Source organism: Salinisphaera sp. G21_0 (genome assembly GCF_017744115.1).
Classification (GTDB): Bacteria; Pseudomonadota; Gammaproteobacteria; order Pseudomonadales; family Endozoicomonadaceae; genus Endozoicomonas.
In genome coordinates, this window is sequence record NZ_JAGHQW010000085.1 from 1 (window position 1) to 16129 (window position 16129).

The 16129-nt window shown below is 48.2% G+C and carries 13 protein-coding genes and 1 pseudogene; 5 read left to right on the plus strand and 9 right to left on the minus strand.

The genetic code is table 11. The features are described from left to right. Both J7439_RS23530 and J7439_RS23535 read right to left on the minus strand, forming a co-directional pair. Positions 1 to 415: hypothetical protein (locus J7439_RS23530; RefSeq protein ID WP_209204493.1), on the minus strand; the 415-nt coding region annotated here is incomplete at its 3' end. A 99-nt stretch (positions 416 to 514) separates the two neighbouring features. Beyond that, the gene (locus tag J7439_RS23535; RefSeq protein ID WP_209204494.1) at positions 515 to 934 is read right to left on the minus strand and encodes a hypothetical protein; all 420 of its coding nucleotides are present in this window, start codon (positions 932 to 934) and stop codon (positions 515 to 517) included. 49 nt (positions 935 to 983) lie between these two features. Between J7439_RS23535 and J7439_RS23540 the strand changes: the two genes are divergently transcribed. After that, on the plus strand, positions 984 to 3068 hold the full coding sequence (locus J7439_RS23540; RefSeq protein ID WP_209204495.1) for a RodZ family helix-turn-helix domain-containing protein: 2085 nt from the start codon (positions 984 to 986) through the stop codon (positions 3066 to 3068). Between the two features lie 63 nt (positions 3069 to 3131). Here the strand turns inward: J7439_RS23540 and J7439_RS23545 are convergent, their stop codons facing one another. Continuing rightward, on the minus strand, positions 3132 to 4571 hold the full coding sequence (locus tag J7439_RS23545; protein ID WP_209204496.1) for an FAD-dependent monooxygenase family protein: 1440 nt from the start codon (positions 4569 to 4571) through the stop codon (positions 3132 to 3134). A gap of 383 nt (positions 4572 to 4954) precedes the next feature. Between J7439_RS23545 and J7439_RS23550 the strand changes: the two genes are divergently transcribed. Beyond that, positions 4955 to 5980: a hypothetical protein gene (locus J7439_RS23550; protein ID WP_209204497.1), complete on the plus strand. Its 1026-nt coding sequence runs from the start codon at positions 4955 to 4957 to the stop codon at positions 5978 to 5980. Here the strand turns inward: J7439_RS23550 and nfo are convergent. From nfo to J7439_RS23565, 3 genes are read right to left on the minus strand one after another with little or no spacing between them, the layout of a single operon-like run. Next, entirely contained in the window at positions 5971 to 6822 is an 852-nt protein-coding gene (gene nfo / locus J7439_RS23555) for a deoxyribonuclease IV (protein WP_209204498.1), read from the minus strand. The genes J7439_RS23550 and nfo overlap by 10 nt on opposite strands. A gap of 45 nt (positions 6823 to 6867) precedes the next feature. Next, a complete protein-coding gene (locus tag J7439_RS23560; protein WP_209204499.1) occupies positions 6868 to 7824 on the minus strand; it encodes an alpha/beta hydrolase in 957 nt (318 codons plus the stop codon). Further along, positions 7824 to 8450, minus strand: a complete 627-nt coding sequence (locus tag J7439_RS23565; protein ID WP_209204500.1) for a transcription termination/antitermination NusG family protein — start codon at positions 8448 to 8450, stop codon at positions 7824 to 7826. Before J7439_RS23565 ends, J7439_RS23560 begins: the two co-directional genes overlap by 1 nt. Positions 8451 to 8910: 460 nt before the next feature. On the opposite strand from J7439_RS23565, the gene J7439_RS23570 reads away from it, so the two are divergent. Then, a complete protein-coding gene (locus tag J7439_RS23570) occupies positions 8911 to 9468 on the plus strand; it encodes a cysteine hydrolase family protein (protein ID WP_209204501.1) in 558 nt (185 codons plus the stop codon). Between the two features lie 184 nt (positions 9469 to 9652). Here the strand turns inward: J7439_RS23570 and J7439_RS23575 are convergent, their stop codons facing one another. Continuing rightward, the gene (locus tag J7439_RS23575) at positions 9653 to 10819 is read right to left on the minus strand and encodes a phosphoglycerate kinase (RefSeq protein WP_209204502.1); all 1167 of its coding nucleotides are present in this window, start codon (positions 10817 to 10819) and stop codon (positions 9653 to 9655) included. A gap of 694 nt (positions 10820 to 11513) precedes the next feature. Between J7439_RS23575 and J7439_RS23580 the strand changes: the two genes are divergently transcribed. Then, positions 11514 to 12389 (plus strand): hypothetical protein, encoded by an 876-nt coding sequence (locus J7439_RS23580; protein WP_209204503.1) that lies wholly within the window; start codon positions 11514 to 11516, stop codon positions 12387 to 12389. Positions 12390 to 12713: 324 nt separating this feature from the next. Here the strand turns inward: J7439_RS23580 and J7439_RS23585 are convergent, their stop codons facing one another. Continuing rightward, a complete protein-coding gene (locus J7439_RS23585; RefSeq protein ID WP_209204504.1) occupies positions 12714 to 13778 on the minus strand; it encodes a type I glyceraldehyde-3-phosphate dehydrogenase in 1065 nt (354 codons plus the stop codon). A 114-nt stretch (positions 13779 to 13892) separates the two neighbouring features. Continuing rightward, a pseudogene (locus tag J7439_RS27605) lies at positions 13893 to 14129 on the minus strand (IS701 family transposase); the annotation flags it as partial. A 396-nt stretch (positions 14130 to 14525) separates the two neighbouring features. Between J7439_RS27605 and J7439_RS23590 the strand changes: the two are divergent. Next, a partial coding sequence (locus tag J7439_RS23590) for a hypothetical protein (protein ID WP_209204505.1) occupies positions 14526 to 16129 on the plus strand: 1604 nt, incomplete at its 3' end.

Below are 16129 nucleotides of genomic sequence, written 5' to 3' on the forward strand. Positions count from 1 at the left end.
TGGGTACACCGGTCAATAGCACGGTAACCCCGACTGTCACAGGCAGCCCTGATTCCCCGAACTTCCCACCGAGTGCAAACACATCGTTGTCGGTGCGCCTGTCAAGTTCACGGTTGGAAAGTACACTCACTTCGTCGTCTTCAATTAATGCAGAATTGACCCACTCTGCAACACCAACGCCATCACTATCAAGCGCACGGCTGGAAAGTGTCGTCAATTCATCGTCGGCTTCGGCAATATCAGAATCGACCGGTCTGACGTCATCATCCATGTTGCCAGATGCACAGTCTGCATCACCAACTTCGACAATTTCACAATTGACCAGAATGTCTTCGCCGAGTCTGTCAAGCCCACAGTCGGCCAGTTCACTGGCTTCGACAGCGATGCTAACCACTGAAAGTACTGTTGCTCCCACCACAGCTGACAGCGTTCAGGCAACCACTGAGCTTTTATCTTCACCTCTGGGTACACCGGTCAACAGCACGGCAACCCCGACTGCCACAGGCAGCCCTGATTACTCGAACTTTCCACAGAGTGCAAACACATCGTTGTCGGTGAGCCTGTCAAGTTCACGATTGGAAAGTACACTTATTTCGTCGTCTTCGATCAATTCAGAATTGATCCACTCTGCAACGCCAATGCCAGCACTATCAAGCTCACAGGTGGAAAGTGCCGTCCCTTCATCGTCGGCTTCGGCAATGTCAGAATCGACCGGTCTGACGTCATCATCCATGCTGTCAAGTGCACAGTCTTCGTCACAGGCTTCGACAATTTCACAATTGACCCGTTCTGCAACGCCAACGTCAGCACTGTCAAGTTCACAGCTGCCCAGTTCTCCTGCTTCATCGCCAACGCTAACAACTTCAGAATCGTCGAGTTCAGCTGTTTTACCTTCAACTTTCCCAACATCACAACCGACCAGCCCGACAACCACCCCGCCGGGGTGCAGGGGCGAGCCGATTCCTGTTCGGAGCAGTGCTGACTTGGCCAGAATCAGGATAGGGAATGAGCAAGGCTATCTACCCAATTGTAACTATATACAGGAGGCTAATTTTGATGCTGGCAACCACTCGCCCATCGTGAATTTCACTGGTAAGTACAACGGTAATGGCAAGAGCATTAGCAACCTGAAGAACTGCCTGATTCAGAATCTGCAGGGCGATGGGGCAGTTCGTAACCTGGTCGTCAAAGATTCCAACATAAAAAGTGAAGTAAAACTAACGGAGGGTTCTGGTAAAACTGTACGCAAGGCAGACGCGTTAGCGTTTATCGCCTGCAGCATGGAGCAACAATCGAACCTGGAAAATAACACCGTGCAACATTCATCCATCGAATTCAAACGCGAAACTGATGATGCTAATCCTTTGCAGTACAGCCAAGTGGGGATGCTGGCAGGTGAAATAAAAAATAGTGCATCACTCAAAGGTAATCGGATTGAACAAAAATCCACCATCGATATCAGGGGAGTAGGAATTAACGCCGGAATGGTGACTGGGCAAGCTTTGGATACTTCAGTCATCGACAGCAATGATATTGATCAATGTAAGCTATCAATATCAGGGGGGTTGGGCACCGGTTATAAAGGCACCTTCATTGAGGGTCCTCATCTTATAATTAGGGAGTGGGGTGTAAATATCAACGCAGGTCTTGTGGTGGGAAAAATTTCGGGAGACGCAGAGGGAAAGGTCACTGTCAGGGATTCAATTCTGACTGAAAACGAACTTGTCACATCAGATAAAATTGCTGCCGCAAATGTCGGCGGTGTGGCAGCAAGAGCAGATCATGCGGTTATTAATAACACCCAAGCTCACAACAATACCATCAAGTTGAATTTCAGACAAAAGGGCCATATTGCCGTAGTGGTTGCTGATGCCAGCCATTGTGAAATTCGGGGTACTATTGCCAGTGACAATGACGTGCAAGTGAAATCTATGGAGCGATATAACTATTTTAAATATAATCCTAGCCTCCTCGGTGTCGTCACCGCAGGTTGTTACAACAGCAAAATCGAAAATACCCGGGATATCAACTCGAAATTAGTCAACGGGGGGGCAAAGAATTACTTTCCATTACCGGAACTGGCTGGGCATGCAGCCGTCGCAGCCGCTTTTTCCCACGGTTGTACCATCCGGAACACCACGGCCACAGGAACCCGTATTGAAACCAATGGGCAGAGAGGTTCCGTGGCGATCGCAGCAGTGTTTAATTATGGGCGTACCAAAGTCCACCAGACAACCGCTATAGACTGCCAGCTGTCTGCCATCGGGCCGGACAGAGATGGCCTTAAGACCGAGGGGAGTGGTGCTGTCGCAGTGGCTGTGGGCAGTGGTCGTGGTGTTTTTGGGGTCATCAGCGATACCACTGCCTGCAACAGTAACATCAAAGGCTTTCACACTGGCATTGCCGCTGGCTACCCTGACCGTGAATTTCCCGGCACAGTTGCTTGTAGCACCAACCTGACCAGTTGGGCTAATGGTAACTCCATGTTGGATAATTCTGGTTGTGTTGAGGAAAAATGCCCGAAGGAAAGCACTGACGCTCCCCCCACACGACTCACTACCACCACTACTACCACTACAGCTGGAACTGGCGGCGACCATGCAACAACTGACGCATTATCCTCAACTCTTGGAACGCCGGGTGACAGCACGGTAACCCCGGCTACCACAGACAACCCTGATTACCCGAGCTACTCACCGAGCGCAAAAACAGTAACGGCTTCGCCAAGCCAGCCACTACCATCTGCCACTGTGTCTTCTTCATTGGTTAACGGAACCGACAACCAAACTTTTTCACCCCTGAACGCCGACGAAGTTGATGCAGGCATTCCGTTGCCCACCCTGGCCGCAGGGGTAGCAGCGGGGGTTCTCACCGGCGGCATAGTGTTGTATGCCAGCTACCAGTGGTACCAGGGCTATCAGCAAGGGTTAAGGGGGACAGCGTTAGCCCTGCGGCCCATTACCCGGATCAGGGATGCGATTTGCTGCCATGCACCCGCTATTATGGAGAACAAACGGGATAGTATGGAACTGGTTTCTTTAAGGCCGACGTTTGAGAGTGAAGCCTGAACCGGCCTGCCAACACTGTGAACCCGGAGAAGTGATGGTATTTGGGTGTTCAGAACCCACTGGCTATCCACCAGTTAAAACTGCAGCAGGATGATGCCAGTGAACTTTTCGTTCAGGTAATGTCTTTCTCAGGTCCTTAAGCTTTTCCGGGCCCCTGACAGTGATTTGCCAGAGTACTTTATTGCCTACCCATAAATAGACTTTCATTACGTTGATAGTGAAGTTTTTGAGTTTGGCTTTAAAGCCTTCCCAACGAGCCCTGCGGCTGGCGTATTGCTCATAGGCTTTTCCTGTTTCGGCAAGATCTGATATGGTTGCCGATCCCAGTTTTCTGCCAAGTTTGGCCCCAACCACCAGAAAGTTATTCAACGAGCGGTAATAGGGGAGCGATGTGGCTGCATCTCCGGCAATGCAGAGGAGTTTTCCTGATGGTGTTACACAATGAACTTGTCGGGCATGAAACATAGACAGGGTATAGGGGGTTAATTCTTCCGTGTCAGCAATGATGGTTTCCTGGCAGAATTGATGTTTTATCGTCTGCCAGTTTTTTATTTTTTCTTTCAGGCTATCACTCACCTTACTGTCAGACAGCTTTGCTGCATTGCCAAGGTTATAGCCAGACAGACTGTCAAACTCTTCTTTTGAAATAAAAAAGTCAATGGTGACTTCATTAGTCTTTTCATTGAGTGGGTGAATTCGCTCTTCAACCGGTGATACCATCACTTTAAAAGCTGCATAGACGTAGCGGGAAAAATTTAGCCAGCCACTGGCCAGTTTTTTCGTTGGACCCTGGACCTGGTATTTTACCCTGACTCGATATTGCAGGTCTTTTTTAGCGGTAAACTCACTATCTTCATCGGTTGATGACAGTTCGGAGAAAAAAATATCTTCCCCCTGGTAGTCGGGATTATCTGCCATTTTCAGTAACGCTTTTCTACATTTTGAATGTGTGCCATCGGCACAGACAAGGGCATCAAACAGGGCTTCTCCTGATTTGAACGTTACTTTACCATCGCCAATGGCAACCACTTCATAATCACTGCCAGCGTGCATGGTGATGCCCATTTGTTGGGCAATTAACTTCAGATCGGTTTCAAGCTCTTTACAACTGATATGACCATGCTGCCTGCGGATTTTATCTCTAAGCTGCGCCATTCCCTGTGTTAAAACCGGATGGTCATAACTCTTCAGTGACCTGAAGCATTGATCATCAATGTGAACTGTGTGATTTCGAGCGTATTCTGCTCTCTTTTCAAACATTTCTATATCAGTATCAGGCTGCTCTGCTTTCAATTGCAATGCATTGTAAAGGGCAATAGGGCCCATTCCCACATAGGCTACTTTAAGGGCTCGATGATTCAGAGGCTGGCCTGTCCCTGGTATTTGTTCTTCACTGGACTTTTTCCTATCTTTCTCCAACCCCTGTGATACCGGTATTTCAGGTACTGGTAAAAATAAACCCGGATAGCGCTCATCCACGCTTGGTATTGCTTCCCTGATCATGACTTCTCAGCTCCCTATGTGAAATAACTATTTGATAAAACTAAATTATCTGTTTTGGGTTATGCAGTACGATGGTTCATAAAATCGGACTGATAAAGGTTGGACATTTTTTTTAGAAAAACGTTCGTTTTAATTTTTGGTTATGTTGTGAACAATCGATTCCATGTGCCGGCGGGGAGATAGTAAATAACTTTCTTAATAAAATTATTTCGCAACTCTCTGATCAGTGAAAACGTAATTTGAGCAAGGGAGTCTATTTTCGGACAGTTTTCTGAGGGAGGGCTGATTAGTTTTTACTGCTGGGTACACATCCAGAGTACCAATAAGCTGCAACCTGAATTGCAGACTATATTCATGAATTAAAACATGAGGGTAGTAACGAGATGAACTTATCGACAGTGCAGCGGGCTACTTTTCCCCACACAGATGCTTCAAACCACCCAGACGAGCACTCCATATCGAGCACCCGGCATGGGGCAAGAAACATCCATCAAATACCAGCGGCTGATGTAAGTGCTCAGATGCCTGGAGATAATCCAGAAGGTGCCGTGGGCAGGGAAACCGCATTAACACCAGATGGTCGCTGTTTAATACCTTCAGGAGTACAACTATGGGATCGAGTTCGGGAGCAGATCTGTCATGAATTAAAGGAAAGCAAAAAATGCACTGTGTATTGCACCTTGCGTGGGTATGCAATAGAAGGTGTAAAAGCGCGTTTCACCAGACGGGTCAGAGACAAACTATACCAAAAAGGGCTTGCTGATGAGGCAGCCAATGCGATCCAACGGACTATTAGAGCAAAAAAAACGCCAGCTCTACATTCTTTAAATCATTACTTTTTCTTTGTGGAAAATATTAAGATAAACGTCTTTCTTAATAAATACTTTTCCGGTTGTGATGGTTTTTACGGCATATTTAAGATTTCCAAACCCAATGGAAATAGAAATTCCAGAAGTCATCATCACTGGAAAAACGAATATGCCGTTTCTTTCCGTGTGCCAGAACCATTAGTTGATCCCAGATACTTTTATATAATTCCAAGAACTAAAAATTTTTCCCCCATCGCAATGGTCGACAAGGAAAAGTATGTAGCCAATAGCATGGTGAAGTATTTCGGCGATACCCTGAATGTTTTTTGGGAGACGTTAAATGATCAGGGCAATGACGACAGACAAAAGGTGGACAACTTGAAAGCTCTGCTCCGTCCGGGCAACTCAGTAGTAGATGGAATCTCCGGGCAGTCAGGCGACAGCTTGCCACCAGGGGAAGACGTGGGTTTGACTGCCGGGGAGTTCCTGACGCGTATTCGTTTAGCAACGGGGAGTGCGGATTGCAATGAACAGATGGAAATACTAGACGAAATTCACCTCCCGCCCGGCCCGGCGGGAGAGTCCTTCGATTACGGATAGGCTCCGGACATCATTTTCAGCGACTCTATCTCGTCCGCCCAGAGCGTTTCATCAATGGTTTCCAGAACCATGGGGATACCATCAAACCGGCTGTCAACCATGATATAGCGGAACACCTCCCAGCCAATCTCGCCCTGACCAAGGCTGTGGTGCCGGTCTTTTCGTGAGCCCAGTGCACCTTTGGAGTCATTCAGGTGCATGCCTTTCAGGTACTGAAAACCAATGACCTGCTCGAACTCGGCAAACGTTTTCTGGCAGGCGTCCTGTGTGCGAAGGTCGTAACCGGCAGCAAAGGTATGGCAGGTATCCAGACAGACACCAACACGGCTTTTGTCGTCCACCTGATCAATGATTTCGGCGATTTCGGCAAACTGCCACCCCAGGTTGCTGCCCTGGCCTGCGGTATTTTCGATCACCGCAATCACGCCCTGCGTTTGCTCAAGGGCTATATTGATGGACTGGGCAATTTTACTCAGGCAGTCCGATACCCCGATTTTTCTCAGGTGACTGCCCGGGTGAAAGTTCAGTCGGTCAAGGCCGAGCTGCATACACCGCTCCATCTCGTCAATAAATGCTACCCGGGACTTTTCCAGGGCTTCCTGCTCCGGATGACCCAGGTTGATCAGATAACTGTCGTGGGGAAGAATTTGTTGCGGTGTGAAATGGTACTGCTCACAACGCTCTCTGAATAACTCGATGCTCTTCATTGACAGCGGTTTGGCATTCCACTGTCTTTGATTTTTGGTGAACAGGGCAAAGGCGGTTGCGCCTAATTCATGAGCATTCACCGGGGCATTTTCGACACCACCGGCCGCACTGACGTGTGCTCCTATGTATTTCATTGATTGGGACTTCCTGTGGGTTTTATGGGATAAGGAATTCAGGTGCTATTTCCAGTCAGCCTCCCGGGCATTCATCTCTTTTGATAACCATTGCATATATTGACCCCGGGTTTCTGTAAGTTCATTCGGCAGGTGATGCCGGGCACCCTCCAGCCAGAGGACTTTGGGCGAGCGATATAGTTGCCCTAAAGCCTGAATGTTATAGGGGCCGTCCACCGTGGAGTCATCCGTGCCCTGAAGGATCAGCGGGCTTAACGGGATTTGCTCTTTGGATGACTCTATTTTTCGAATCCAGCGATCTAAAGCAGAGACCCACTGTGTGGGTAACACGGTGGGTGCCAGTGGATCATTGTGCGCTCTGTTCAGGAAGTCTTCATCCCGACAGTTATCTTTGAATTGTCTGGGAATCTGGCGAATAAATGGCCGGACCAGGTAGAGCTGGAGTCGACTGAGCTTCCATAACCAGGGCCGAACCAGTGGGGCAGACAGGATAACCTGATCAAAAGGCATAGGCATGCCTTGCCTGGTATGGTGATGCAACAGCTCGGTAATAATGGCACCCCCTGTGCTCTGACCATAGGCAAGCCATGGCCCGGGCAGCATTGATGTGCAGTACTGCATAACATCTGCCAGCACCAGGCGATAGTGTTCAAAGTCTTCAATGGTCGCTGGTTGGCCACTGGAAAGCCCGTGACCGGGGAGATCGTAGGCCAGAATGTTATAACCTTCTTCCAGAAAGAATTGGATAACATGCTCAAACAGGCCGACATGGTCATAGTAGCCATGGAGCAGAAATACCGAGCCTTTGGCTTCAGGTCTGGTGTATAGGTGGCAGGCAATGCGGTATTCAGTGCTGTTTATATACCCCAGGCAATGCTGGACATCAGGGAGGCGCTTTTCCAGATCAATGCGGTAATACTCAAAGTATGCCTGTTCGTGAGGATACGGCGTCAGGCCATACGAGAGTGGCCGCATATCAGAGATAAGCGTGGGTTTGTCCATTAACTTTCTTCAGGTACTTTCTGGAGGTCCTTTAAGGGAACTTCTATCTCTTTTCTGGCAACAATCTTTTCTTCAATGCCTTCGTCAGTTCGCTGACTTTCAATGAACTGGATAAGAATAACACCACGGTCCATCTTAACACCTTTGACAAACGTACTTTCAAGGTGTCGGAAAAGAGGGTTGTTATACAGTACCGACTCACCTTCCTTGAAGCTTACGGAGTCTGGCTTCTCATCCGGAATACGGCCATTGTATTTCCAGACAAATGCCTCAATCTGGTCGATCAGCTGCTCACCATTAGGTATCGGTCTGGGCAGTAGCCTGCCCATATCCTTTTCAGGAAGTCGCCCTTCGTTGTATAGCTTTTGACTGATCTTGTTGAACCGGACAACCTGGGCGATGCCCCGGGTTGAACGGATTTTGTGAAAAGAGGGAAGGGCATCCTTGTCTAACCTGATGAACAGATAGCCTGGAAACAGGGGAACGCGAGTACCTTTTTCCTGAATAAGCGGGCAATAGGCCTCAAAGCCCTGGTGCTCAAGATTATCCTGGGCACGAACCTCTTCCCGGTGTTTGGCTTTCAGCAGATACCATCCCTGTTGCAAAGCCGTTTGTTCAGATGACATAACAAATCCTTTTGACGACGTTTACTGAAAATAACCAACGGGCAGGTAGAGTGCCTCGAAGCGGCTCCCTGCACTGTGTGAACTTCATCATCAGACATTCAGCCAATGTGGCAAGTTGCCGGGTTGTCGTACAGTTAACACGACCCTTATCTAACGGGGGAAGCGCACGACAGTAGAAGTCAGTATATGTGCTGAGTACAAGAACTATGCCAGTAAAAAGCACATTAACGCCGCCAGCAGGTGGTTTCTGCACTCAATAGAACGGCCTATTGAAGATGCTCTACGAGAGCATTTTACAGGACTCTGTTATTCAGACAATACTCAATCAGCAGTTCTGCATTCATTGGCTCAGTGCATATTAGAAAACTATACTCATCGCCGCTTCCCACACGCAAAATGAGGGTTATTGATTATGTTGCCCTATTCGACAACCTTGTTAGATGCAATGAACATCTTGCTCTTGCAAAGAATTCGTCCCGCCATTCTATTGATTGATGTGGATGAGCCATCGATGGATAACCTGCACAATGAGATGGTACTGAAAAGTCACGAAACTATTCTCAAACAAGCGGCGAAAGCAGGATTGCCCATATTTGATATCATTCTGCATGGACAAAGGACGATTGATCGATTGCGCCATATTATCGAACAATCACAGAACTATATTTCCTATCGAAAAAACATGGAAAGTGCTTTCGATGAAGACAATATCCTGTTGATGGTGAACGGACAACGTATGAGACTGATCGAATATTTACGTTCTATCAGTTGTAAGCACATTTTTATTATGGGCTATGCAGACGATGACTGTGTTTTTGAAACGGCCTTTGATGCTCTTAACCTGGGATTGAATGTTTACGTTGATCGTATGTTTAATCTTGGGGTGGACCTCAATCTTGAATCACCGTGGAATTCAATCACTCATAACCCAAGGTTTCATATGTACACGGCTATTGGGCAGTCAGTAGAAAAAAAATGCAGGCAGTTATACAGGGTATATAACATGAGAATCATGTGATTGCTCAAAAAATGATGACACATCAGGCGTCAGCAGGATTTGTAAGGTGTCCCGGACTCCAGCTACATCGAAGTTCAGCTTGATGTGTGACAAGCTGCCCTGTTGGACAGCAATCGGCAGATCGAAATGGCGGGGGAGATACCGGAAGAACATAAGATGTCTTCCGGTTCTGTTAATCGTTTGATCAGCGCTTGGCTGCTGCTTCGAGCATGGCTACTGCAGGCAGAACCTTGCCTTCGACAAACTCAAGGAAGGCACCGCCACCGGTGGAAATGTACGACACTTTGTCTTTAATGCCGTACTTGTCGATAGCGGCCAGGGTATCGCCACCGCCAGCAATGGAGAATGCATCTGAGTTGGCAATGGCCATGGACAGTGAACGGGTACCCTCACCGAACTGGTCAAACTCGAAAACTCCCACCGGACCATTCCACAGGACGGTTTTTGCTGCCGTGAGAACGTCGGCAAACAGCTTCTGGGTTTCCGGGCCAACGTCAAAGATCATGTCGTCATCTTCAACCTCATCCACCGACTTGATGATGGCGGTCTCGTTCTCATCGAATTTCTTACCGCACACCACATCCACTGGCATCGGGATATCACACTTTTCCATCAGGGCTTTGGCCTGAGGGATCAGGTCTGCTTCGTAGAGGGACTTGCCCACATTTTTGCCAGCAGCTGCCAGGAAGGTGTTGGCGATACCGCCACCCACGATCAGCTGGTCACAAACGCCGGACAGCGACTCAAGCACGGTCAGCTTGGTAGAAACCTTGGAACCACCAACGATGGCGGTCATCGGACGCTCCGGTTTATCCATAGCCTTGCCCAGAGCTTCCAGTTCCGCCGCCAGCAGTGGACCGGCACAGGCAACAGCGGCAAACTTGCCAACACCATGGGTGGAAGCCTGGGCGCGGTGTGCGGTGCCAAAAGCATCCATTACGTAGATATCACACAGGGCGGCCATTTTGCGGGACAGAGCTTCGTCGTCTTTCTCTTCGCCGATGTTGAAACGGCAGTTTTCCAGAATAACCAACTCTCCGGCTGCCACGTCAAAACCACCGTCAACCCAGTCTTTGACCAGGCGAACTTCCTTACCCAGCAGGTCGCCAATATAGTCGGCCACCGGTTTCAGGGAGAACTGCTCGTCATACTCACCTTCGGTTGGGCGGCCCAGGTGAGAGGTCACCATTACATGAGCACCGGCTGCCAGAGCCTGCTCGATGGTTGGCAGAGACGCCAGAATACGGGCGTCACTGGTGACCTTGCCGTCTTTTACCGGAACATTGAGGTCTTCACGGATCAGCACGCGTTTGCCTGCCAGATCCAGGTCGGTCATTTTTAAAACGTTCATTGGGAGCCCTCTTGATATTTACTGATGGCTGAGTTTCTCAGAGGTAAGCATTGTTTAAGTAGCTGGCCATATGGAATCACATATTTCTGGCTACTTGGGCAGGTGCTATGCGAGGCACAACGGAGGGAGCATAGCCGTAGCTATGTGACCGGAGTTGTAACGAAGCAGAGTGCCTGAACAAGGAGTCAGAAATATGTGATTTCATATGGTTAGCTACTTATTAATACCTACCTGGAAGAAATTGCCTGGGGAATAGCGAAAAAACGTCGGGGACAATAGCACATAAATAACACTTCAGGTATGCATTGATACGCTCTTATGACCTGAATCAAACGGTGATCCAAGAGTTTCCAAAGGGTCACAAAATTTATCGTGGATGTTGTTTGAAAACGTTAATGGTGCGGGGATAGCTGGCGACAACTTATGGCGTTACAGGATCTCAGACTTTACAGGATACCAACACTCAGATTCCACCAAAGTAAAAGGCAGGTATCGGTGATAAAGCAAATTTCTGCGGGATTACCCGGTGATCTGATGTGAGCACGGCAATTATCTCGGGTTTCATCATTGGGGATGGTTGAAATTACCAGTTTATTCACTTTTTGTTGAACTTTTTGTGCTTTGGGAACTCTAATGCTGCTGTGTTTGACTCAGTCTATTAATAACAACTTATCAGACCAAGGGAGTGATAACTATGTTACGTGCTGACTTTTCTTCCCCCTCAACGACGTCAGCTTTTACAGCCGTCTCTGCAAATTCTGATGGATTTTCTGATGAAAAAAAACATACACAGGCCACAAACATAAAATTTGGCGATAGATTCAGAACCATTTACCCTGTGTTTTCTAAACCTTTTTTAGATCAGGTCAATTTGGAAATAAATCATGACGATAGATATTTCTGTTCGAAGCTTGTTAATAGTTATCTGGACGATCATCCTGGAATAAGATATATAAAAAGCAATATATTTAAAAGTCTGAATTATATCACTAATTCTAAAAATCCCTTGTTCTCCGCCTTTTTATGCTCTGAAGTGCCAATTCAGTTTGATAAAAATAGTCATTTGATGAACAAGGCGGTATTTCAGGCCAGCTTGACTACTTCATCGGAGGCAATCAGGACTCTATGCTCAGAAGCATTGGATATAATGGCCGATGAATTTCAGTGGCGGGATCGTTCGGTAAACGTTGTGGGTATTTACCTGATCCGTTACCCGATAACTCCCTCAAGGGGGATAAAAGGTATGCACTGGCATAAAGATCCCTGCAAAAAAAGCATGGTCGTTCAATTGAATGACAATACCAACGCAACCAAAACGGGTGTGAAGTATTCAGGCGGCGGGCTTAATATTGGCAAAAAGTCACCTGGTTCAAAAGTAACATTCCCTGTTAAAGGCACTGTAGAGAATTATCCTTATGGCCCTGGTGTCGAAGAAATCGGGAATGCCGGGTTTATGTTTTCCAATGATCAAGGTGATCTGATTCACCAGCCTGAGGATATCGTATACCTCAGCGAAAATAATGACGATCTGGCAGAAAAACGCATCATAGTGGTATTAGTTGACGATTAAGGAATTCGAAAAGAGCCAAAAGTAAGTTATTCAGTGATAATTCTTAGGAGCCTGTCGGACTTAAGCGTCCGTAGCGAGGATTGCGAGAAATTGAGGATAAAAATTTCTGCTTCTGAGGAGAATAGCGGGGCTATTTGACGAAGAAGCAGGAATTTTTAGACCAATTTATCGCAACCGCAGTAGGACAGTCTTAAGTCCGACAGGCTCCTAGGAGGCTGTCCGAGAATAGACTGCCCTACTGCGGCGGCAGCAAATTGGTCTAAAAATCCGCTTTTGTTCGGCAAATAGCCCCGCTATTCACCTCACAAAACCGAATTTTTATCCTCAATTTTCTGCCGTCCTCGCTACGGGCGCTATTCTCGGACAGCCTCCTAGCCAGTAACCCGCAACATCCAGCATTCGATTGGCAAACCCCCATTCATTGTCAAACCAGCATAGCAGCCTGACCAGACGATTGGCAGAAACCTGGGTTTGTGTACCATCAACGATGCATGAGCGGGCATCATGGTTGAAATCCACCGAGGCGTGGGGCTCGTTAGTAACACCCAGTATCCCTTCAAGACGACCAAAGGTGGCCTGTTCCAGAATACGATTGATTTCTGCTGCTGAGGTGTTTCTGCTGACCTGAACCGTCAGGTCAATACAGGAAACATTAATGGTGGGAACCCGAACGGCACTGGCTGTAAATCGCCCCCTGAGTTCAGGCAGCAAACGGTTAATGCCTTTGGCCAGGCCCGTATCAACCGGGATGATGGAGTGCAGGGCGCTGCGGGTCAGACGCAGGTCGTTCTGGTGATAGGCATCAATAACCGGCTGATCATTCATGGCGGAATGGATGGTGGTCATGGAGCCATAGTCAATCCCGAGGGCATCGTTTAATGTTTTGAGCACAGGCACAATGCAGTTAGTGGTACAGGATGCACTGGAAACAATACGGTGCTCAGCATTTAACTGCTGTTCATTGATACCGTATACGATGGTTGCATCCACGTCCGGTTTTGCTGGCTGGGAAAAGAGCAGGCGGGGAGCACCCCGTTCAATATGAAGATTTGCTGTAGCCCGATCATTAAACGAGCCTGAGCATTCCAGTAGCAGGTCGATGTTCAGGTCTTGCCAGTTGATTTCCCGTGGATCCGGCTGGTTAAACACCCGAATGCGGTCATCGCCGATAAACAGGTGGCTATCGTCTGCCGACACCTGTCCCGGAAATCGGCCATGGGTGGTATCGTAGCGCGTCAGGTAGGTCAGCGTGTCGATATTGGCCAGCTCATTGATGGCGACCACTTCCATACCATGCGCAGGATGATCACGAAAGCCATTTTCATAGAGTGCACGCAGCACGCACTGGCCGATTCGCCCATACCCGTTAATGGCCACCCTGTATGTCATCGTTTGTTTGTTTCCAGCTGTTGTTAGCGCCGGGTATTGTACCGGAAAAAATCAGGATTGTGACCAATCTCTGAGCACCTGCCCCGGGTTTCAGCAAACAATTATTCACTCAAGTTACGCAGCTGACAATTCTCTCAGTTGCCTCAATGAAGCTTTCAGCCCGGCCATATAGATTTTGGCTCTAAGCTGGAAGTGATTCAGCTTTATTTTCAATGACAGTACTTCCAGCCTGAAGGCGGAGTAGATTGAAAGAAAGATATGACTACACTGCGTTCTCAACGTATGCGCCGGCGACTTGGCCATTGAAGCATTCGATTTCAGTGTTTTATGGAAGGCCTCAACTTTCTCACGTTAATTATTGATAGCTGGGACAGTTTGTTTAAAGCCATTGCCCATGGTGCTAAAGCACAGAAGATAGCTTTTGACACATCATGATTTGGCAAGATAGTCAGAATTTTCAGGGTGGTGATAGTGATTTTTCTTAGCAGTGAAAGCTGCTGGCTCTCTTATGTTTTCAGAAGTTATGAATACGTCAGTTTTCAGGCTGTGGCAGTTGACGTGTATTGGAGTAGCTGCAGCGGTGCGCTATCCAGTAACACATCCCACAGCCAGGCTGCCTGACAAAACAGGTCAGGCTTCTCTGATACCGGTTGCCTGGAACTTTACCGGGCTGACAAGGTCGTACTCTATTGCTGTCATCCCCAAACGATTCTCCAATTGGAAACAGGGAGGACCTCCAAACAAACCATGCAGTCACCTTCCTCCTCAGCAACCGCAGATACTGTATCCCGGTTAACATCCACTGAAGCTGGAAGAGACGAGCCGTCAACCAGCCGCAAACGTAAAAGAAAGCGGAGTATGGCAGGTCGCCAGATTGAACAGACAACAACGGGCACTGGAGCGTTTCCACCGCATCAACAGCAACCTGAATCCGGGACCATTTCCCCCATAAAGCTCAGGCGTGTTACTGGCAATAACTCGTGTATTGAGCGCTCTTCTTCGACTTCGGTTCAGGGTAATCCGGAGCCAATGGAGACTGACTCGGCCATGTCTGCTGACACAGCTTCCACGCTTGTGGGGGAGGGCATATCAATAAATCTACCAACAGACAGCGACAACAGGCCGTTAACTGGCAATGAGTATACCTCAGAGATGGTGCAGGATATGCCAGTACCAATGGAGGATGTACCGCGCACTACAGAAATTAACAGTGAAACAGCAATTTCAGAATTTTCTGTAAACCAGCAAAATGAACTACGAATACATTTAAATAATCAAGAAATACAAGCAGTACTAAAGAATGCCGGGATACTGCTGAAAACCCTCAATGACAGGAAAATCCAACTAGCGCGAGACAGGGGTAAGCCGCCCGCACACTCGCTCTTTTCCAAGTTAAAAAACTTCAGCATTGTTAAAGATTCTCAGACTTTCAAAGGCTATTTTGCCAAGGCTAACACGTTCTTTTCAGCTGTAAATACCCAGCAGATTACAAACACCAGCTGCCTTACGAGTATGCTCAAATTGAAGACTCAGATAAAGGAGTTTGCAGAAGTACCCGGGGAAAACATTCAGTCGATTGCTGATAACCCATGCTTGAAACAAATAGCCTCCATGTGTAATGGCAAAGGCTTACCAAAAGATAAGGACGTGAAGGCCTTCCTGACCCTGCCCTGCTTGAAAGAGGGCTGGCAGGAGGGCAAAGACGAGGACGTTAAGGGCAAACCGCTCGACCGGGCACTGGTCTCCAATATTTCCTCCATGTGTAATGGCAAAGGCTTACCAAAAGATAAGGACGTGAAGGCCTTCCTGACGCTGCCCTGCTTGAAAGAGGGCTGGCAGGAGGGCAAAGACGAGGACGTTAAGGGCAAACCACTCGACCGGGCACTGGTCACCAATATTTCCTCCATGTGTCATGGCAAAGGCTTACCGGAAGATAAGGACGTGAAGGCCTTCCTGACCCTGCCCTGCTTAAAAGAGGGCTGGCAGGAGGGCAAAGACGAGGGCGTTAAGGGCAAACCGCTCGACCGGGCACTGGTCACCAATATTTCCTCCCTGTGTAATGGCAAAGGCTTACCGGAAGATAAGGACGTGGAGGCCTTCCTGACCCTGTCCTGCTTCAAAGAGGGCTGGCAGGAGGGCAAAGACGAGGAAGTTAAGGGCAAACCGCTCGACCAGGCACTTGTCACCAATATTTCCTCCATGTGTCATGGCAAAGGCTTACCGGAAGATAAGGACGTGAAGGCCTTCCTGACCCTGCCCTGCTTGAAAGAGGGCTGGCAGGAGGGCAAAGACGAGGACGTTAAGGGCAAACCGCTCGACCGGGCACTGGTCACCAATATTTCCTCCATGTG